The sequence below is a fragment of the Yeguia hominis genome (assembly GCF_014384705.1).
Classification (GTDB): domain Bacteria; phylum Bacillota; class Clostridia; order Oscillospirales; family Acutalibacteraceae; genus Yeguia; species Yeguia hominis.
This window is the reverse complement of the sequence record NZ_JACRSN010000013.1, coordinates 20,120-39,962: the sequence shown is the minus strand read 5'-3', so window position 1 is coordinate 39,962 and position 19,843 is coordinate 20,120. Positions and strand designations below refer to the sequence as shown.

The window sequence follows — 19,843 nt, the reverse complement described above, 5'->3', positions numbered from 1 at the left end:
TTGTCAATTACAATTTTTTTACAATGGTAACAAAACTGTTACTATTGTAACACGGAAAGTCTCAGAGTGCAAGGCCTGAGACGAAAAAAATCCGTATTTTTCAAAAAAACTTTTGCAAAAAACCAAATTTTTTATCAAAACCAATAAAGGAAAGGCAGCTTTGCCGATCGTGTGTACGGAAAACTGCCTTTCTTTTCCAATTACAATTTTTGCAGCAGGGTTTTCACGACCGTTTCGGTGTGCATTCCGCGCGATCCTTTAACCAATACTGCGTCGCCGGGCTTAAGAAGAGAAAGAAGAAGTTCTGCGGCCTCGGTGTTTTCTTTACAGCAATGACACGAGATACCGCCGGCCTGCGCCGCTTGGGCAGTTGCCAGACTCTCTTCTCCGATGGTGATCACGAGATCCACACCGCGCTGTGCGGCATAAGCCCCGACACTTTCGTGCGCCTCCCGGGAGTGTTCCCCTAATTCCCGCATGTCGGCAAGCAGTGCGATGCGCTTGCCGGGTGTTTTCAGCCCGCAGAGGACATCGATCCCGCCGCGAACAGAATCCGGGCTGGCGTTATACGTGTCGTCAATAATCGTGATGTCGCCGGCGTGATGAATCTGCTGACGCATGGCAGGCGGGGTATACCGACTGAGCGCAGCGGCTGCTGCCTGTGGGGAAATTCCGCATGCAGCGGCAACGGCGACCGCTGCTGCCGCGTTAAGGACATGATGCATTCCCGGAACCGGAAGATCAACATGGACAATGCCGCCGGGATAAAGAATATGGAAGGAAAGCCCATCTCCGTAGGGCACGATGCCGCAGGCGCGCCAGATACAGGTTTCGCCGGTGCCGTAGGTCACCGTCTGGAACGGCAAATGCCCGTGCAGCGGAGCAAGCAGGGGATCATCCCCGTTGAGGAACAGGATGTTCCCGGGACCCCATCCGTCTGTAATATGCAGCTTTTCGTGCAGGATATTTTCCTGCGTATGTAACTGCCCGATGTGGGAAAGGCCGATGTTGGTCATAACCGCAAGCGTCGGCGCTGCAACGGCGGCAAGGCGGCTCATCTCTCCGAATTCGCTCATACCCATCTCGATGACCGCCGCTTCGTCTTCGGGTGCCAGCTGGAACATCGTCAGCGGAAGCCCGATTTGGCTGTTTTGGTTTCCTTTGGTGCTCATGACCCGCTTTCCGGCCGAGAGCGCCAGCGCAACCATTTCTTTGGTGGTTGTTTTTCCGACGCTGCCTGTAATGCCGACAAGCGGAATCGAGAATTGCGCGCGGTAAGCGGCGGCAAGTTTCTGCAGCGCAGGAAGCGTCTGTTCAACATAGATCAGCGCACCGCTGCGAAGGGGCTCTTTTGGATTTTCTGTAAACGAAGCGGCAGCGCCGGCTTCAAAAACTGCATCAATATAGAGATGCGGATCAATCCGTTCCCCTTTGATCGGAACAAAGAGGTCCCCGGGGATCACTTCACGGCTGTCAACCTTTACGCCGGTTACTTCCGCATCCGGATTGCCGCACAGCAGCGTGCCGCCGCAGGCGTTGAGAATTTCCCGTACGCTTAAGTTCATAGCGATTCCTCCTCCGGCTGGACAGGCGGAAGGGTGCCGTGCGTCTGCAGAATTTCTGCGATGACCTCCCGCTCGTCAAAGTGGTGCTTGACGCCTGCAATTTCCTGATAATCCTCATGCCCTTTTCCGGCAAGAACGATGATATCGCCGTCCTGTGCATTTTCGATGCAGTAGCGGATGGCGTCCCGCCGGTCGGGGATCACGACATATTTTCCGGTCGTTTTCGCCATACCGGTTTTAATATCCGCAATGATATCCATCACATTTTCAAATCTGGAGTTATCTGCCGTGATGACAGAGAGATCCGCCATATGCCCGCACACTTCTCCCATCTCATACCGCCGGATTTTCGGACGGTTTCCGCCTGCGCCGAACAGGCAGATCAGATGTTTGGGATGATACTCACTCAGAGTCCCGAGAATGTTTTCCATGCTGACCGCGTTGTGCGCATAGTCAATCAGAAGCGTGTAGTTTCCGGGAACCGGAACCGGTTCGACGCGTCCCTTGACTTTGACGGTGTCAAGGCCCTGCTGGATCTGAGAAAGCGTGATGTCGAACAGGCGGCAGACGGCTGCTGCGGCGAGTGCGTTATAGACGCTGAAGGTGCCGGGAATACAGACGCGCAGCGTGCCGGTAAGCGCGCCGGAAACCGTAAAGCCGGCGCCGAGATAACCCGGTTCTGAAATCAGGTGGTCATCCGCGGCGCGCAGCTGTGCGCGTTCGGAAAAACCATAGGTCTCGACCTGGCAGGTGTGTCCGGCAAGGACGCCTTCGCAATTTTCGTCGTCAATATTTACGACGCCGGTGCGGCACTGACGGAACAATAAGCTCTTACAATATAAGTACTCTTCCATGTCGCGGTGTTCACTGCCGCCGATATGGTCGGGAGAGAAGTTGGTGAACAGACCGACGTCAAAGGTCATGCCATCCACACGGTGGCCTTTCAGTCCGATGGAGGAAACCTCCATGACACAGAAATCACACCCGGCGTCCGCCATTTCTTTTAGATAGCGCTGGACATCGTAGGATTCCGGTGTCGTATTGTTGATCGGGATGGTTTTGCCGTCAATTACGACGCCGATGGTTCCGATCATGCCAACTTTATGCCCGGCAGCTTCCAGAATGGAGCGGATCATATAGGACGTCGTGGTTTTTCCCTTTGTGCCCGTAATGCCGATTGTGGTCAGTCTGCGGGCAGGATGGCCAAAAAAGGCAGCGGAAAGCAATGCCAGCGCACGCCGGGTATCCGGAACCAGCAGCACCGGTGCATCTGCTTCTACCGGATATTCCGCAAAAATGACAGCGGCGCCGTCTTTTGCGGCCTGTGCGGCATATTGATGGCTGTCTACGGCAGAACCCCGCAGGCAAACAAAGGCACAGCCCGGTTTTACGCGCCGGGAGTCGATAATGATGTCGGAAATTTCGACTGACGGATAATCGCCGGTATAAGTAAGATCTGTTAAAAGTGCAGAAAGCAACATGAAAAGGCCTCCCAGAAAAAGATCATCCTTCCAAAAAAGGATACGCTATCTTCGATGATACAATACCTTTTTCCGGTTGTCAAATAAAAGGCGTTGAACGACAGAAAATTGACAGACAACGACAGAAACTGTATAATAATTCGGAACTTGACGAACGTTCTGGAGCCGGAACCAATCCGGTTTGGCCAGCAGAAAATGATGCAGGACAGAGCACGATGGGGGAGCAGATATGGAACTGGAAACCATGTACCGAAAACTCGGAATTGACAAGACGGTATACCGATTCGGAGAGCACGTTTTGGAGAAACTGCAGGAACGCTTTCGGGAGATTGACCGGGTTGCGGAATATAATCAGATGAAAGTGATCGGCGCCATGCAGGAAAACCGGGTAAACGCAACACATTTCGCGGCGACAACCGGTTACGGCTACGACGACGCCGGCCGGGATAACCTTGAAAAAGTCTATGCTTCCTGCTTCCATACAGAGGCGGCGCTGGTGCGGCCGCAGATTACGTGCGGGACACACGCGCTGGCAGTTGCGCTGGCAGCCAATCTGCGTCCCGGGGACGAGCTGCTTTCTCCGGCAGGAAAGCCGTATGATACGCTGGAAGAAGTGATCGGAATCCGCGATTCGGTGGGATCCCTCAAGGAATACGGGATTTCTTACCGGCAGGTCGATTTGCTGCCGGACAATTCTTTTGACTATGAAGGAATCCGGCAGGCGATTCACGAAAAAACAAAACTGGTCACCATCCAGCGCTCCAAAGGTTACCAGACGCGTCCGACCTATTCTGTCCGGCAGATTGGGGAACTGATTGCCTTTGTCAAATCGATAAAGCCCGCTGTAATCTGCATGGTGGATAACTGCTACGGGGAATTTGTAGAGACAATTGAGCCTTCAGATGTCGGCGCAGATATGATTGTTGGCTCGCTGATCAAAAACCCGGGCGGCGGTTTGGCGCCAATCGGCGGCTATATCTGCGGCACAAAGGCCTGTGTGGAGCAGTGCGCCTATCGGCTCAGCGCGCCGGGCCTCGGGCAGGAGGTCGGTGCAAACCTCGGGTTGATGCCGGCATTTTATCAGGGCCTGTTCCTGGCGCCTACCGTTGTGGCCAGTGCGCTCAAGGGCGCAGTGTTTGCGGCGAATCTTTATGAACAGTTAGGATTTTCGGTGATTCCGAACGGTTCGGAGTCCCGGCACGATATTATTCAGGCGATCACCTTCGGAACGCCGGAAGGTGTGATCGCGTTTTGCAAAGGCATTCAGGCGGCAGCGCCGGTGGACAGCTATGTGGTGCCGGAGCCCTGGCCGATGCCGGGGTATGATTCGGATGTGATCATGGCGGCCGGCGCCTTTGTCCAGGGGTCGTCGATTGAATTGAGCGCAGACGGGCCGATCCGTCCGCCGTACGCCGTCTATTTTCAAGGCGGCCTGACTTGGCAGCATGCAAAGCTGGGAATTCTGATGTCACTGCAAAAGCTCTGCGAAGCGGGCATCGTGCAGTTGGATGAGACCCAATTTGCCTAAATGAGACCATAAAAAAGGACGCTTCCGGTCGGAAGCGTCCTTTTTGCTGCTTTTTGGTTTTTGTTGAAAGAGCGGTCAGGATCAAAACAGCTGGCCGGCGCAGAGCATTTCTACCGGCTGTTGGGCACACAAAAGCGGTCGCGGATTCCAGCCCAAAATGCAGATGTGCGGAAAGGCCGTTTTTATTCGTCCAGACCGTATTCCGGCGCTTCGTTCAGCGCGGTGAGATCCCATCCTTCTTTTTCAAAAAATGCAAGTGTGTGTGTGCACGCGGGATTGATGGGAAAGTTAGAGCCGCTCCCCTTATAAACGACAGGCCCGGAATGATCGCCGAGAAGATGGGAGAGCACGCTGCCCTGGCTTGGAATAAAGGAAGATTTCAGGTTCAGGGAAACGGAAATTTCCGGGATTCCTTCGGTTTTGGTGGCGGTTTCCGAATCTTCCGCGTAAACGTAATATCCAAACTTGCCGCTGTCCGCAACCAGCGCCTTCAAAAGCTCCGCTTTTACGGCGTCGTTGGGTTTGAGCGTTTGGGAGGACCAGATTCCGCTGAGGTCGATTGACTCAATAAATGCAGGTTCCAGATAATAGGCGAGGTTGGACTGTTTCAAAAAGGTTTCGCTGGCGGAAAGCGCCTGGCTTTTTTTGCAGAATTCCTCGTAGAACGTTCCGTTCCAGGGAACAGAAAATGTCCGGGAAAATGTGGATCCATTTTTCAGCCGATACCGGAATTTTACCGTTTCGTTGGACCCAAAAAGGCTGGAGTTTTGGAACTGGAACTGATAGGGATACCGCGTAGAGCGGATGTTTTGAATGGCGAGTTGATGCAGATCCAAAATTTTATCAAAGGTGTCCGAATCCTCTGCCGTCGGGAGAACAGAGGCGAGAATGCGTCCGTTTTCATCGCAGAAATCACCTTGATGATACGAATAGGAGACGAAGGACTCGCTGTTTTCATCGGTCGATACGGGATAAAGCTGCGGAAGTTCAATTTGTGTGCTGACAAGCTCGTCTGCTTTTGGAATTTTGGTGTCGTATCCGAAAAATCCGGTTGCCAGAGAACAATAAAAAAGAACCAGAAGGACTGCCGGAACAGCATACCAGCGGAAGCTTTTCAGCATGCCTTTGAATCCGCGGCTGTAAAGTGCTTCGGCGACGACATGCGCGGCGACAGACCCGGCCAATACGCCGATAAAAAAGGCTTTTTCGTCGGAAAAGAACATATACAGAAGAAATCCGAATCCAAGTCCGGCGGCAAAAGTGGTGATCATGCGGATGAAAATTTTAATGGCCGGCATGGAGATGGTGTTTTCGGCAGATTCACTTTTTCTGCGCCGGTACACAGCAATCGCGGCAACCAGCATGAGAATCGGCAGAACGATCCACCAGACGGTAAAACTAACCGGGACGATACCGGTATAACTGTCGCCGATCATAGAGGCGGCAAACGGAACGAATGCCGCAGCAGGTGGGGAAAACGCCATGATCGCTGCGATGTTGTAGCTCGACGCATAACCGGGAAGCAGGCATTCTGCCAGAACCAAAAGCAGAAGGACCGCAAGCGGCCAGGAAACGCTGATGAAAATCCCGGAGAGCATCATTTCCATCGTGGTCCCGCTGCATACCGCAATAAGCATGGCGAAGGTAAAGCAGGAAATCGTCATCAAAAGGAACCACAGGGTTTCGGAAAGAAGCCACAGCAGAATGGCGCAGTTAAACACGCGGTACAGAATACCGATCAGCGTACACAGCAGGACATTGCAGAGAAACGGTACCAGCAGAGAAAAAAGTCCTGCACAGTATTTTCCCAGAAGCATCGGCGTCCGGCCTACCGGCAGGGCATGAAAGAAATCGACGCTGCGTTTTCCGTGCAGATAGCGAAAAAGCTGCAGCACAAACACGACGGAGAAAATGAGCATGAGCGGTACGGCAGTGACGCCGAACAGTACCCGCAGGGCATCATAAAATGCGGAACTCGGCACCGTATGGGAAAGGGGACGATTGCGGGTGCTCTCAATATTCAGTAAAAGCAGAAGGGGAAGCAGGATCGTCTGCAGGAATCCATACAGGAACAGCATTCCCCGGAGTTTCCGCAAGGAAAACCGAAAAATCGCGGAAAATTCCCGGAGGACGCGTTTACGGTAGGATGTTATTAAGGTCATAGCCGGCCACCTCCATTTCACTGATAAAGACTTCTTCCAGCGTGAGCGGAATGATTTCGGAAAATACCGGATGCAGCGCATCAATCTGCGCGAGAATTTCTTCTTTGTTTCCGCGGACGACCAGGCTGATCAGCGATCCGCGAATCTCCAGCTTGACAATCTGGAGGGTGTCAAACGCTTTCATATCGGGCATCGGCCGGAAGATGGCCTGCAGCTTATAGATGCCCAGTTTGCGTTCATCAATTTCGCTCTCAAAAAGAATGCCGCCGCGGTGCATCAGGCCGATGTGATCGCAAAAATCTTCCAGTTCCCGCAGATTGTGCGATGCCACCACAACCGTCATATTCCGGTTCACAACCTCTCCGGAAACCAGCTGTTTTAACAGTTGGCGCATAACGGGGTCCAAACCGTCAAAGATTTCATCCAGGAATAAATATTCCGGACAGGTGGAAAGCCCGAGAATCAGTGCCGCCTGCCGCTGCATGCCTTTTGACATGTTGTGGATTTTCTGTGTCGCATCAATCGGAAACATGGAGCAGAGCTTGGAAAAGGTCTGTTCATCCCAGTTTGGATAAAGGCTCCGATACAGCATAGCGGAATCCAGCAGCGTCGTCTGCGGAAGAAAATACGGATAATCCGGGATGAAAATCAGGCGGCCTTTCAGCGCGCTGTTTTCAAAAGGCGGCGCGCCGTCAATGGTTACCACGCCGCCGTCGGGTTCATAAACGCCGGCAAGTGTGCGCAGCAGGGTGGATTTTCCGGCACCGTTAGAGCCGACCAAGCCGAAAACGGATCCGCGTGCAATTTGAAAAGAAATACCGTCAAGTGCGTGGAAGGATCCGAAAGACTTGACGAGAGACTGAATCTCAATCATGTTTTTGCCCCCTTTCTTCGTAACAGACATCCACAAGGGTATGCAGCTCGGATTTTTCGACGCCGCTGTCTGCGGCTTCCGAAATATCATCATGCAGTTTGTGCAGAATTTGCGTGCGCCAGAGTGAGCCGGCATTGCCCTCTTTAGAAAGGAAGGAACCCTTTCCCGGAATCGAGACAATGACGCCGTCGTGCTCTAACATCTGGTAGGCTTTTTGTACCGTATTGGGGTTGACGCCGAGATCCTGGGCGAGCGCGCGGACGGAAGGCAGCTGCTCCTCGGGTTCCAGTGCGCCGAGCGCAGCCATACGCGTCACAGACTGGTAGAGCTGCTCATAAATTGGATACCGGCTTTTCTGATCCAGAATAAATACCATCGCCAGGCCTCCTGTTTTAACTGTATTATTTCGATTAATACAGATGGATTATAACATGCGGAATTTCAGATGTCAATGGTTAAAAAGTTTCGCCGAAATTGTAAAAAATCATGAAAACAAATATTTGAAATGCTTTTTGGGGAAATCAGAGAATTTCGGAGAAAAACGGAGAAGAAAGAAGATTTTCGATATGCCGATATCTCAAAATCGGGAAAATAAAGAAAAATGTCGAAAAACATTGACATATAAGGAATTTTGAACTATATTTTGTTATGGTGGATTTCAGGTTTCCAAATTAGCGGCAGAAAAGACGGAACCGCGGGCTGTTAAGGCAGAACGCCCGGTTCTGAAAAAAGCGCATGCGCAGAAGGAAAAACCGCAGAACCGCGGTTGTTTTTTATGTTTAAAAACAGGCGCTTTGCGGCTGACAGGCTGAAATCCGGGTATCAAGCAAAGGAAAGGGGACGCAAGCAGGTGAAAGGGAATGTAATTATTTCGCTGAAGAATATTACGGTGGCGTTTGACGGAGAGCCGGTTCTGAAGGATTTTAATCTCAATATTCGGGACGGAGAATTTGTGACATTGCTCGGCCCGTCCGGCTGCGGAAAAACGACGACCCTGCGCATTATCGGCGGGTTTGTAACACCGGATTCGGGTGAGGTCTATTTTAACGATCAGAAAATTACGGATCTTCCGCCGTATAAGCGGGAAGTCAATACGATTTTCCAGCGCTATGCGTTGTTTCCTCACCTGAATGTGTATGAAAACGTCGCATTCGGCATGCGGATCCAAAAGAAGAAGGAAAAAGAGATTGACGAGACCGTCAGACACATGTTGGATCTGGTCGACTTGAACGGCTTTGCGCGCCGCAGTGTCAACCGCCTTTCCGGCGGACAGCAGCAGCGCGTGGCAATCGCCCGGGCGCTTGCCAACGACCCAAAGGTTTTGCTTCTGGACGAGCCGCTTGGCGCGCTGGATTTAAAGCTGCGCAAGGACATGCAGACGGAGCTGAAAAAAATCCAGCAGCAGACAGGAATCACCTTCCTCTTTGTCACGCACGATCAGCAGGAAGCGCTTTCCATGTCCGATACGGTAGTCGTCATGGATAAGGGCGTAATCCAGCAGATCGGAACGCCGGAGGACATCTACAACGAGCCGCGCAATGCATTTGTTGCGGATTTTATCGGCGAGAGTAATATCCTCGACGCTGTGATGCTGGAGGATTATCTTGTAGAATTTGCAGGCTGTCGGTTTGCCTGCCTCGACAAAGGGTTTGGAAAACGGGAACCGGTGGATGTCGTAATCCGCCCGGAGGACATTAAAGTGACGCGTCCGGAGGAAAGCCCGCTGCGCGGAACAGTGACAAGCGTGAACTTCCAGGGCGTACACTACGAGATTATTGTGGACGTACGCGGATTCAAATGGATGATCCAGTCCATTTACGGTCAGGAGGTCGGCCAGGAGATTGGCATCTCCCTGACGCCGGATGACATCCACGTGATGAAGAAATCCGAATATTCCGGAACGTTCGGCGACTACTCGACATTCAGCGATGAGATGGAGGAGGATCTGCAGATGGCGCCTCCGGAAGAGGAGGAAGCGGAAGAATGAAATCAAAAACGGCATCGCTTCCCTATATCATTTGGATGATCATTTTTATTGTTGTCCCGATGATTCTGGTTGTGTTTTTTGCATTTACGGATAAAAGCGGCCAGTTTACACTGGAAAATATCGCAAAGGTCGGACAGTATTCCAACGTGTTTTTGCGCTCGATCTGGATGGGCGCGCTGGCAACGCTGATCTCTCTGATCCTGGGATATCCGCTGGCCTATATTATCGCGCACACGCACGCGCGCCGGCAGAATGTCATGATTATGCTGGTGATGCTGCCGATGTGGATGAACTTTTTGCTGCGGACCTATGCCTGGATGACGCTTTTAGAGGACAGCGGCCTAATTAACACGGCGCTTACCGCGTTGGGACTTCCGCCGGTGAAGCTCATCAATACAGCGGGCGCGGTGGTGCTCGGAATGGTTTACAACTATATTCCCTACATGATTTTGCCGCTGTATTCGATTTTGACCAAAATTGACGGGAGCGTGATCGAGGCGGCGCAGGATCTCGGCGCCAACCGGCTGCGGGTGTTTTTGCGGGTCATTTTGCCGATGAGCATGCCGGGAATGATTTCCGGCGTAACAATGGTGTTTGTCCCTTCGGTCAGTACGTTTATTATTTCCAAAATGCTCGGCGGCGGGGGCAACCTCCTGATCGGCGACCTGATTGATATGCAGTTCCTCGGAAATGCCTACAATCCGAATCTCGGTTCGGCGATCTCTCTGGTTCTGATGGTTTTGATTTTGATCTGCATGGGCATTATGAACCAGTTTGATGACGGCAGCGAAAACATGGAAGGGGGAATGATGCTGTGAAGGTGCTCTCCAAAATTTACACCGTGCTGATTTTCCTGTTCCTCTATGCGCCGATTGTGGTGTTGATTGTTTTTTCGTTCAACGACACCGATACCATGAGCCGTTCGGTGTTCTACGGATTTTCCCTGCGGTGGTACCGCCGTCTCTTTCAGGACGGCATGATTCTTGACGCGCTCAAAAACACGCTGATTATCGCGGTGGTTGCGGCGGTCGTTTCGACGGTGCTCGGTACGATTGCGGCGATCGGAATCAACGGCATGAAAAAATGGAAACAGAAACTGGTCATGAATCTGACCAATTTCCCGATGGTCAATCCGGAAATCGTGACCGGCGTCTCTCTGATGCTGCTCTTTGTGTTTGTCGCGCGGCAGATGGGCGGGGCGTCTCTCGGAATGGTTTCCCTGATTCTGGCGCATATTACCTTTTGTCTGCCGTATGTGATTCTTTCCATTTTGCCGAAGCTCAGACAGATGGATGCGAACCTCTATGAGGCGGCGCAGGATCTCGGCTGCACACCGATTTCCGCCTTTTTTAAGGTTGTGCTGATGGAGATCATGCCGGGAATCGTGACAGGCTTTATTATGGCTTTTACGCTCTCGATCGATGATTTTATCATCAGCTATTTTGCGAGCGGAACGACGCAGACGCTGTCGATCTATATTTATTCCATGACGCGCAAGCGGATCAGCCCTGAAATTAATGCGCTCTCAACGCTGATGTTTGTTGTGATTATGATCCTTCTGATTATTGTCAATATGCGGCAGGCAAAGGATCAGCGCGCTGCCAAAAAGGTGCTTTCGGAAGGGGGCGGCACGCATTGAAAAAGCGGATTTTGCTTCTCTTGCTGACGCTGCTTCTTTTGCTTCCCATGGCGCCGGCCGCTTTTGCGGCGGAAACGCAGGACGCGCCCAAAACCGGTGTCGTCATCAATGTTTATAACTGGGGGGAATATATCTCCAACGGCGTCGACGGAACGATGGACGTCAATGCGGAATTTACCCGTCGGACCGGAATCGAGGTCAATTATACGACCTATGAAACAAACGAAGCGCTCTATGCAAAGCTGGCGGGCGGTGGTGCAAACTATGATGTCATCATTCCGTCCGACTATATGATTGCAAAGATGATCAAAGAGGGGATGCTTGCGGAACTCGATTTCCAGAATATTCCCAATTTTGAAAAAATCGATGCGCAGTTCCGGAATCAGGACTATGATCCGGAAAACCGCTATTCGGTTCCGTTTACCTGGGGTTTGGTCGGCATGTTTTACAACAAAAATTATGTCGAGGAGCCGGAAAACTGGGAAGCCATGTGGGATGAGCGGTATTCCGGAAAAATTTTGATGTTTGACAATCCACGGGATGCGTTTGCCATTGCACAGAGCATCTTGAAGATTCCGTTTAATACGACGGACGAGGCGGATTGGTATGCGGCGGCAGATTTGCTCAAACAGCAAAAGCCGCTCGTGCAGGCCTATGTGATGGACCAGATCTTTGATAAAATGGAAAGCGGCGAGGCCTGGCTTGCGCCGTATTATGCCGGCGATGCAGCGATCCTTTGCGAGGACAACGAGGATATCGGCTTTGTGATTCCGAAGGGCGAAAGCACAAACTTTTTTGTCGACGCGATGTGCATTCCGATCGACAGTGTGCACAAGACGGAAGCCGAGGCTTATATCAATTTCCTATGTGAGCCGGAAGTTGCGGCAGCGAATTCAGAGTATATCGGGTACTCGACGCCGATCAGCGAGGCCAAGGAACTCATGGATGAGGAAACGGTAAACAACCCGATTTACTACCCGCCGGAGGAAATCCTTGCGCAATCCGAGATCTTTACGGACCTTCCGAAGGAAACCAGTACGCTTCTCGATACGCTGTGGGCAGAAGTGAAAATGGGCGGACCGGGAGATACGGCAACGCTGGTCATCATTCTGGTTGCGTTTGCTGCAGTGTATGTCGGAATTGTAATTGCCAAAAAGCTGAAAAAACGGCGGGAACGCTAAATACAATTTCATCAGACGAAAATCCGGTGCAGAAGGTTCTGTATCGGATTTTTTGTAAATTTTTTCCGGTTTTTCCTGAATTTCTGCTTGCGGGAGAAGAGCTATCCAAGTCCCAAATGTCCGCTCGAATCGGGTATCGCCCGGTGGGAATTGTCAAAATAAAGTGTGAGCGGTTGTGGCAGAGTAAAGAAGGAGGGAGGGAATTTACAATGAATCATAATTTCAAATGGAAGCGCAATTGGATAAAAAAGCATTTTACCGGCAGGTCGCTGTTTCGGTCGGCGGCAGCGATGCTGTCTGTTTTGACGGCGGCCGGCGGTACAGGCGCGGTGGTAGCGGAGACACAGCTTCCGGAAAGCTTTTTTGTCCGGGAAGGCGAGTCGCTTTCTTTTCAAAATCATGCGTATTCAGCACAGCATACCGCGCAGGCGGAAACGGTCAATCTCTCTACGGCTGCGGGCAGCAGCTATACGGCAGAGGTTCGGCTCTTGCAGTGTATTCCGCTTAAAACGGTTACGGTCCATGTGATCGAGGCGCCGAAAGTTGTTCCCGGCGGAACGCCGTTCGGCATTAAAATGGTTACAGACGGCGTCATGGTTGTGGGAACGGCAAAGGTGCAGAGTGCGGACGGCGCAGTCAGTCCGGCGGACCGTGCCGGTCTGCAAAAAGGGGATATCCTGACGGAAGCCGACGGAGCGGAGATTGCCGGCAATGATGACTTTGCGGCGCTTTTGCGAAAAAGTGGAGGAGATCCCATTGAGATTGCATATCAAAGGGCCGGAGAGTCGTTTACAACGACGCTGCAGCCGGTAAAATCTTCTGTAGACAATCAGTATAAAGCCGGACTTTGGGTGCGGGACAGTACGGCCGGAATCGGGACGGTGACGTTTTGCGACAGTGAAACCGGCCTCTTTGGAGGACTGGGACACGGCATCTGTGATGTCGATACCAGCGAGCTGATGCCCTTGGGAAGCGGGGACGTCGTAGATGTGGCGATCCTCGGCTGTATTCCGGGACGGCGTGGAGAAGCTGGAGAACTGCAGGGCTATTTTCCGACCGGCGTACCGGTGGGGACGTTATTCGGCAATACGGACACCGGCGTCTATGGTGTCTTCTACGATCAGCCTTCTGCAGAAAACGCGATCCCGGTTGCGCTGAAGCAGGAGATCAAAACGGGAAAAGCACAAATCCTTGCAACGGTCGACAACCGCGGCCCGCAGCTTTTTGAAGTGGAAATTGAAAGCGTCTCTTTAAATGATGGCCGCAAGACCAAAAACATGGTTTTGCATGTCACGGACGAAGAACTACTCTCGATCACCGGCGGAATTGTACAGGGAATGAGCGGAAGTCCCATTTTGCAAAATGGCAAATTGGTTGGCGCCGTGACACATGTTTTTCTGAATGAACCGGAACGCGGTTATGGAATCTTTGCGGAAAACATGTTTGACCAGCTTTTGGAATATCAAAATTTGTCAAATCCGGCCGCATAATCTGAAGAAGCCGTGAAAATGGCGGACTGTTCTTATTTTTTCCAAAAAATTTGAAAAAAATCAAAAAATACTATTGCCAAAATCAACCGCATATGGTAATATAAACCCATAAAACACAACAATTGGGGGATTTGAAATGGAGAACAGTCTAAAACTTATGATTACAGGAGAAAAAGAGGGATTTTCCAGAGAAATGTGTTCGGATTTCGAGCGAATGGGTTTTTGCTTGTGTTTCGTCGCAAAAAACGGGCTGGCCGTTCTGGAGGAACTTCCAAAAGCACAGCCGGACATTGTCCTGATGGATCTGTTTATGCCCGGGCTAGATGCAATTGGCGTTTTGAATGCCTATACAGTGGGAGAAGGCGAAAAGCGGCCGCTCTTTGTCGTTGCCTCAAATTCAGCAAGCCCGATGTTGGAGAAAGAAGCCATTGCGGCGGGTGCAGGATACTTTTTGATTCGGCCCTTCCAGGCACGGGCGCTTGCAGAGCGGATGATTCGCCTTTGCGGAATCGATCGCGGAATTCCGGAGAAAGCGTTTGCAGCAGAAGAGGACACAGTTTCTCTGAAAATCCAAGTGACAGAGATCCTGCATCAGATTGGGGTCCCGGCGCATATTAAAGGCTATCAGTATCTGCGCGATTCGATCATCATGGCAATTGAAAACCCGGATATTATCAACGCGATTACGAAGCAGCTCTATCCGAGCGTTGCCAAACGCTACGCAACAACCAGTTCGCGCGTGGAACGTGCGATCCGCCATGCAATTGAAGTGGCGTGGGATCGCGGAGATGTCGACATCTTAAATTCCTATTTCGGCTATACCATTCAGAATACACGCGGAAAGCCGACAAACAGCGAATTTGTGGCGATGATTAGCGATAAGCTGCGCTTGCAGCTGCGGAACGCAAGCTGAATTTTGGATTACGGCTTAAAACAAAAAACAGAAATTGGAATGAACCGGATGCTGCACAGTGTCCGGTTCGTTTTCTTATAAAGTTATCCGCACAGACCGGCGCGTTTCTTCCCGATTCAGCGGAAGCGCCGGCCGCCAGATTGCAAATGAAAAAGCACACCGACCTTGCGGCAAGTGTGCTTTTTGAAAATCAAAATGTGGAAGCCCCAATCGCGAGAGCATTTTAAAAGCAGCATGCGAATCGTGCAAAATCCGAAATGCCAGGACACATAGATTTTTTGCATTCAGCCCAGCTTTTCGCCGCCGATCTTTTCGGCAGGGCGACTGTAAAACGGCGTCAAAACGCCGCGTCAATCCGAATTGACAGTTACGGCGCCTCGTGCGACTCATTGGGGTCACTTGATTCCGGCTCCGGTGTGGGCGTGGGCTCCGGCGTCGGTTCCGGCGTGGGTTCCGGCGTCGGTTCCGGCGTGGGCTCCGGCGTGGGTTCCGGTGTCGGAGCCGGCGTCGGGGTCGGTTTTGGCGTCGGCGTGGGCTCCGGCTCGGAGGAAACCTCGCTGCTGACCTCGGATTCTAGCTCAGAATTGATGCCGGAGGAAATGTCACTGGACTCTTCATGTTCATCCGTGCAGGTCGTCGGAAGCTTGTCACGGACGTACCATCCGGTTGCAGTCTTTTTGCAGTGTGTGCCGGCAAGGAGTCCGGTTTCTCTACAGTAAGTCGCAGAAACCACATTCTCATCGAGCGGGTAACTGTAATTGGAGAGATCGACAGGCTCAAGGACCTGTTCCATAATTGCCATCCAGAGGCGTTTTGCGTGCTGGGTGCTGGAAAGGGTCTCCGGAATGTCATATCCGGTCCAGATTCCGGCTACACCATAAGGCGTTCCGGCAATGAACCAGGAGTTGTCGTTGATATCGGTGGTACCGGTTTTTCCGAAAGCGTCCCACTCCGAAGAAATGCCAAGGTCTGTTGCAGTACCCCAGGGGTTCGTGCTGTATACAACGTTGCGCAGAAGCTTTTCCATGATAGTCGCAGTTTCGGAAGAAATGACCTGTTCACCGGTTTTGTCGCGGTTATCAAGAATAACATTCCCATCGTGATCCTCGACATAGAAGTACATATACGGCTTGTGGTAGACGCCGCCGTTTCCAAAAATCTGGAAGGCAGCCGTCATTTCTTCCACGGTAATTCCGCCGTGAACGCCGCCGAGCGCCATAGCGGCGATGGAGGAACTGTCTTCTGTCGGATCCAAATGTGTAAAGTTCAGCTTTTCTGTTAAAAAGGTGTAGGAAGAAAGCGGGGCCATCGTGTTGCACAGCTGTGCAGCAGGTGCGTTCTGGGAGACCGTGATCGCATCGGCGGTCGTCATTTTTTTGGTATACGTACCGCCGGCATTTCCAGGTCCGGCCGAGCCGTCCGGGAAGTAGTGCGGGAGCGGTTCATCCTTGAGGATCGTGGAAAAATTGATCATGCCATTGTCAATGGCCGGTGCATAAATCGAGACCGGCTTGATGACGGAACCGGACTGCCGTCCGGCGTCAATGGCATTGCTGAAAAGCCGGTTTCCCTCTTTCTTTTCAAAAGAGCCGACCGTCGCAAGAACTCTCCCGGAATAGTCCATCATATAGAATCCGGAAAGAATTTCCCGATCCTCCGGACGGTACTCGTCGCTGGTATAGATAGAATCGGCGATATTTTGAATCCGCCGGTCCATTGCGGAATGGATCGTAATGCCGCCCTGATAAATCTGCATGGTTGCGATTTCTTCGGAATACCCGTAGGTATCCATCAAATCGGCAAGCACCTTTTCAAACAACGCGTCGGTGTACCAATCCCAGACGTCGAGCCCACCGTCATCCTCATCATCGTCATTGTTCGATGCGCCTGCAAACGTCATGTGTGCAGATTCGTCCATGGCGTCTTCATATTCCTGTTTGGTGATTTTTTCCTGCTTGTACATTTCCTCCAGGACGGTCTCGCGGCGTTCCTTGTTGTATTCCGGGAAAATGAGCGGTGTATAGCGGGACGGATTCTGCGTAATGCCTGCAATTGCGGCGCATTCGGCAATGCTGCAATCTTTGATGTCTTTATTAAAATAAAGGTTTGCCGCGGCCTGTACGCCGTTGCAGCCGCTGCCGAAGTTGACAATATTTAAATAGGATTCGAGAATCTCCTGCTTGGAATACTTCTTTTCCAGATTCAGCGCGCTGAAAATTTCCTTGATCTTTCGGGTCAGACTGACATCGTCGTCGCCGGTAACGTTTTTAATCAGCTGCTGCGTAATGGTGGAACCGCCGCCGCCCTTTCCAGTGATGAGGCCCAGGATTGCACCTGCGGTCCGTTTCCAGTCAACACCGTGATGTTCCGCGAAACGCTTGTCCTCGATTGCAGTGATGGCGTCGATCATCTGCTGGGGAATGTCTTTATAATCGACCCAGACACGGTTTTCGTAGCTGTAAAAGGACATGTACTCCGTGTCGTTTCCGTTTTCATCGAGCGCATAGATGAAGCTGGTGTATTTTAAAGAAATGTTGGTATTGGACAGCTCGATGACCGCCTCATTGCGCATGCTGATGATAAACGAAACGACCGTTCCCAGCACGATGGTTCCGGCAATGACCAAAATGACAAAAAATGTTTTGATGAATTTACAGACCATTTGCCAGACCGATCTGGAAACCGTGGAAGCAATTCTTCCGGTTTCTCCTTTGGTTCCGGTTTCGTTGGATGCGGTGTTGTATTTATTGATATCCGTTTTTCGCAAGCGAAGACCTCCTTTGCGCAGACAATGTATAGTTTGCCCAGCTTTTTTCCATACTAAAAGAAAAAACTTTTGGAAGGAAAGTGGTGGGCGTAATGTCCGACAAAACGTATAGAATATTGTCGATGGCGATCCAGGGGGTGATGACTCTGACCATGGTTGCGGTTCTGGTTACAGCGATTTCCGCTTTTTCGGGAAAAACAGAACTGCCGCCGGTTTCTGAAAGCAGCGCAGAAAGCCAAATAGACCCGGCAGATAATCAAACCTATTCTACCGCAAATGATGCGGTAAGTCAAGAAACGGAAGCCCCCGTTATGGCGCCGCAAGAACATCTTTACACCATCCGGGAATATCATGATCACATCGGCGTTTTTTTAAGAGGGCAGCAAACGCCCTATCTGGAAGTCGGCGTCCGTGTGGCGTCGCTGCCGGAGGCCGACCAGATTTTATTGAAAAACGGCATTTATGCGGACAACCGGACGGAGCTGATTGCAGTATTGCAGGATTACGACGGGTAAGTGCCTTTTCTGCGTCAGAAAGCCCGTGCGTCCGGTGATTCATGCAAACAAAACAGACCCGGATGTCAGGTCGACATCCGGGTCTGTTTCCGCGGAGAAGAGTTATTTCATGTTCTTCTCATACTGTTCAATCATTTTTTTGACCATCTGGCCGCCGACAGAACCGGCCTGCTTGGAGGTCAGGTCGCCGTTGTAGCCCTGTTTCAGGTTGACGCCGACTTCGTTAGCAGCTTCCATCTTAAACTTGTTCAAAGCTTCTCTAGCCTCAGGAACAACATTCTTATTGGACATGATCGTACACTCCTCAATTCAAAGTTTTTCTTTGCGTTTGCAATTCTATTTTGTGGAGTTTGAGGAGGTTTATGAATGGTAATTTTTAAGCGGTTTTCAAAAAAATGTCTTTACGGTTTTTTGATTTTTTCCCAATAGGCGCGGAAGGCCTGTTCGTTTTTGTTTTCGCCGTACTGATAGTAGCTTGCGTCTTTTAAAGTATCCGGCAGATACTGCTGCCGGACCCAACGGCCCGGAAAGTCGTGCGGATACTGATAGAATTGTCCCTTTACCGCCTGGTCTTCGCCGTCATAGTGCTTGTTTTGCAGCGCCCGGGGAATTGCGCCGGCCTTACCAGCGCGGATATCGGCGATTGCACGGTTAATCGCAAGATAGGCAGTATTGGATTTGGGCGCGGTGCTTACCAAAATGACGGCATCTGCCAGAGGGATACGCGCTTCCGGAAGCCCCACCTGCAAAGCGGCATCCACCGCAGCTTTGACAATCGGAATGATTTGCGGCCATGCAAGTCCGACATCCTCGCAGGCGCAGACCATCAACCGGCGGCAGGCAGACGGCAGATCACCGGCTTCAAGCAGGCGCGCCAGATAGTGGATTGCAGCGTCCGGATCCGAACCGCGCATGGATTTTTGAAACGCAGAGACGATGTCGTAATGCTCATCTCCGCCTTTGTCATATCGCATCGCGCTTTTTTGTGAGAGTTCGCGCGCGTGTTCGAGCGTGACAAAGAGACCGTTTTCCCGTTCCTCGGCGGAAAGGACACAGAGTTCCACTGCGTTGATGGATTTCCGGACATCGCCGCCGCAGCCGGTAGCAATTGCATCCGGAACGCCTTCTTCAAACGTAATCGGCTGCTTTTTTTCTTCGCTCAAAAACGCAAAAGCCCGCCGCACGGCGCGCGCAATCTCTTCTTTCGGAACCAGCTTGAATTCAAAAACGGTCGACCGGCTTAAAATGGCATTGTAGACGTAAAAATAAGGATTTTCGGTTGTGGAAGCAATCAGGGTGATGCGTCCGTCCTCGATGAATTCGAGCAGGGTTTGCTGCTGCTTTTTGTTGAAGTACTGAATCTCATCGAGATAGAGCAGCACGCCGTTTACCGCGCCGAGGGTTTCCGTCTGCGCGACGACAGCGCGGATGTCCGCGGTTGAAGCAGTGGTGCCGTTGAGCTTGCAGAGCTTGCGGTTGGTGGTTCTGGCAATCATTGTGGCAAGCGTTGTTTTTCCGACGCCGGAGGGCCCGTAAAAGACCATATTCGGAATGCTGCCGGATTCGATAATCCGGCGCAGAGGACGTCCTTCTGCAAGCAGATGCTGTTGTCCGACAATTTCGTCAAGCGTCCGGGGGCGCATCCGGTCAGCAAGCGGAGCTGGCATGGTGAAAACCTCCTGTGGAGATGATTTCGAAAAAAATGCGACAACACAGCGGCTGTCGCATTTTTAGAAAAGTC

At 51.6% G+C, this 19,843-nt stretch carries 16 protein-coding genes; 8 read left to right on the top strand and 8 right to left on the bottom strand.

The window, feature by feature from the left end:
* Positions 1 to 200: 200 nt before the first annotated feature.
* Together IAG03_RS09240 and IAG03_RS09235 are read right to left on the bottom strand one after the other, a co-directional pair.
* On the bottom strand, positions 201 to 1,565 hold the full coding sequence (locus IAG03_RS09240; protein ID WP_249319834.1) for a UDP-N-acetylmuramoyl-tripeptide--D-alanyl-D-alanine ligase: 1,365 nt from the start codon (positions 1,563 to 1,565) through the stop codon (positions 201 to 203).
* Positions 1,562 to 3,046: a UDP-N-acetylmuramoyl-L-alanyl-D-glutamate--2,6-diaminopimelate ligase gene (locus IAG03_RS09235; RefSeq protein ID WP_249319833.1), complete on the bottom strand. Its 1,485-nt coding sequence runs from the start codon at positions 3,044 to 3,046 to the stop codon at positions 1,562 to 1,564. Before IAG03_RS09235 ends, IAG03_RS09240 begins: the two co-directional genes overlap by 4 nt.
* 229 nt (positions 3,047 to 3,275) lie before the next feature.
* On the opposite strand from IAG03_RS09235, the gene IAG03_RS09230 reads away from it, so the two are divergent.
* Positions 3,276 to 4,574, top strand: coding sequence for a methionine gamma-lyase family protein (locus IAG03_RS09230; RefSeq protein WP_249319832.1), 1,299 nt, complete (start codon positions 3,276 to 3,278; stop codon positions 4,572 to 4,574).
* 182 nt (positions 4,575 to 4,756) lie between these two features.
* On the opposite strand, the gene IAG03_RS09225 is transcribed toward IAG03_RS09230, so the two are convergent.
* The 3 genes from IAG03_RS09225 to IAG03_RS09215 are packed head-to-tail and all read right to left on the bottom strand — an operon-like array spanning position 4,757 to position 7,986.
* Positions 4,757 to 6,736, bottom strand: a complete 1,980-nt coding sequence (locus tag IAG03_RS09225) for a hypothetical protein (RefSeq protein WP_249319831.1) — start codon at positions 6,734 to 6,736, stop codon at positions 4,757 to 4,759.
* Positions 6,711 to 7,610 (bottom strand): ABC transporter ATP-binding protein, encoded by a 900-nt coding sequence (locus IAG03_RS09220; RefSeq protein ID WP_249319830.1) that lies wholly within the window; start codon positions 7,608 to 7,610, stop codon positions 6,711 to 6,713. Before IAG03_RS09220 ends, IAG03_RS09225 begins: the two co-directional genes overlap by 26 nt.
* Positions 7,603 to 7,986: a GntR family transcriptional regulator gene (locus IAG03_RS09215; RefSeq protein WP_249319829.1), complete on the bottom strand. Its 384-nt coding sequence runs from the start codon at positions 7,984 to 7,986 to the stop codon at positions 7,603 to 7,605. Before IAG03_RS09215 ends, IAG03_RS09220 begins: the two co-directional genes overlap by 8 nt.
* Positions 7,987 to 8,460: 474 nt before the next feature.
* On the opposite strand from IAG03_RS09215, the gene potA reads away from it, so the two are divergent.
* The 6 genes from potA (at position 8,461) to spo0A (ending at position 14,820) form a co-directional block, all read left to right on the top strand.
* The gene (gene potA / locus IAG03_RS09210; protein WP_346726131.1) at positions 8,461 to 9,597 is read left to right on the top strand and encodes a spermidine/putrescine ABC transporter ATP-binding protein; all 1,137 of its coding nucleotides are present in this window, start codon (positions 8,461 to 8,463) and stop codon (positions 9,595 to 9,597) included.
* Positions 9,594 to 10,415, top strand: coding sequence for an ABC transporter permease (locus IAG03_RS09205; protein ID WP_249319828.1), 822 nt, complete (start codon positions 9,594 to 9,596; stop codon positions 10,413 to 10,415). The genes potA and IAG03_RS09205 overlap by 4 nt, the downstream gene beginning before the upstream one ends.
* Positions 10,412 to 11,236 carry an ABC transporter permease subunit gene (locus IAG03_RS09200; RefSeq protein ID WP_249319827.1) on the top strand — a complete coding sequence of 275 codons (825 nt, stop codon included), beginning with the start codon at positions 10,412 to 10,414 and terminating at the stop codon, positions 11,234 to 11,236. The genes IAG03_RS09205 and IAG03_RS09200 overlap by 4 nt, the downstream gene beginning before the upstream one ends.
* Entirely contained in the window at positions 11,233 to 12,417 is a 1,185-nt protein-coding gene (locus IAG03_RS09195) for an ABC transporter substrate-binding protein (RefSeq protein ID WP_249319826.1), read from the top strand. Before IAG03_RS09200 ends, IAG03_RS09195 begins: the two co-directional genes overlap by 4 nt.
* Positions 12,418 to 12,626: 209 nt before the next feature.
* Positions 12,627 to 13,907 carry a SpoIVB peptidase gene (gene spoIVB, locus IAG03_RS09190; RefSeq protein ID WP_249319825.1) on the top strand — a complete coding sequence of 427 codons (1,281 nt, stop codon included), beginning with the start codon at positions 12,627 to 12,629 and terminating at the stop codon, positions 13,905 to 13,907.
* A gap of 136 nt (positions 13,908 to 14,043) precedes the next feature.
* Positions 14,044 to 14,820 carry a sporulation transcription factor Spo0A gene (gene spo0A, locus IAG03_RS09185; RefSeq protein WP_249319824.1) on the top strand — a complete coding sequence of 259 codons (777 nt, stop codon included), beginning with the start codon at positions 14,044 to 14,046 and terminating at the stop codon, positions 14,818 to 14,820.
* A 367-nt stretch (positions 14,821 to 15,187) separates the two neighbouring features.
* Here the strand turns inward: spo0A and IAG03_RS09180 are convergent, their stop codons facing one another.
* Positions 15,188 to 17,587 (bottom strand): transglycosylase domain-containing protein, encoded by a 2,400-nt coding sequence (locus IAG03_RS09180; RefSeq protein ID WP_249319823.1) that lies wholly within the window; start codon positions 17,585 to 17,587, stop codon positions 15,188 to 15,190.
* Positions 17,588 to 17,679: 92 nt separating this feature from the next.
* On the opposite strand from IAG03_RS09180, the gene IAG03_RS09175 reads away from it, so the two are divergent.
* Positions 17,680 to 18,102, top strand: coding sequence for a hypothetical protein (locus IAG03_RS09175; RefSeq protein ID WP_249319822.1), 423 nt, complete (start codon positions 17,680 to 17,682; stop codon positions 18,100 to 18,102).
* A 102-nt stretch (positions 18,103 to 18,204) separates the two neighbouring features.
* Here the strand turns inward: IAG03_RS09175 and IAG03_RS09170 are convergent, their stop codons facing one another.
* Both IAG03_RS09170 and IAG03_RS09165 read right to left on the bottom strand, forming a co-directional pair.
* Positions 18,205 to 18,393, bottom strand: a complete 189-nt coding sequence (locus IAG03_RS09170; RefSeq protein WP_249319821.1) for an alpha/beta-type small acid-soluble spore protein — start codon at positions 18,391 to 18,393, stop codon at positions 18,205 to 18,207.
* A gap of 110 nt (positions 18,394 to 18,503) precedes the next feature.
* Entirely contained in the window at positions 18,504 to 19,769 is a 1,266-nt protein-coding gene (locus IAG03_RS09165) for a replication-associated recombination protein A (protein ID WP_249319820.1), read from the bottom strand.
* Positions 19,770 to 19,843 lie beyond the last annotated feature (74 nt).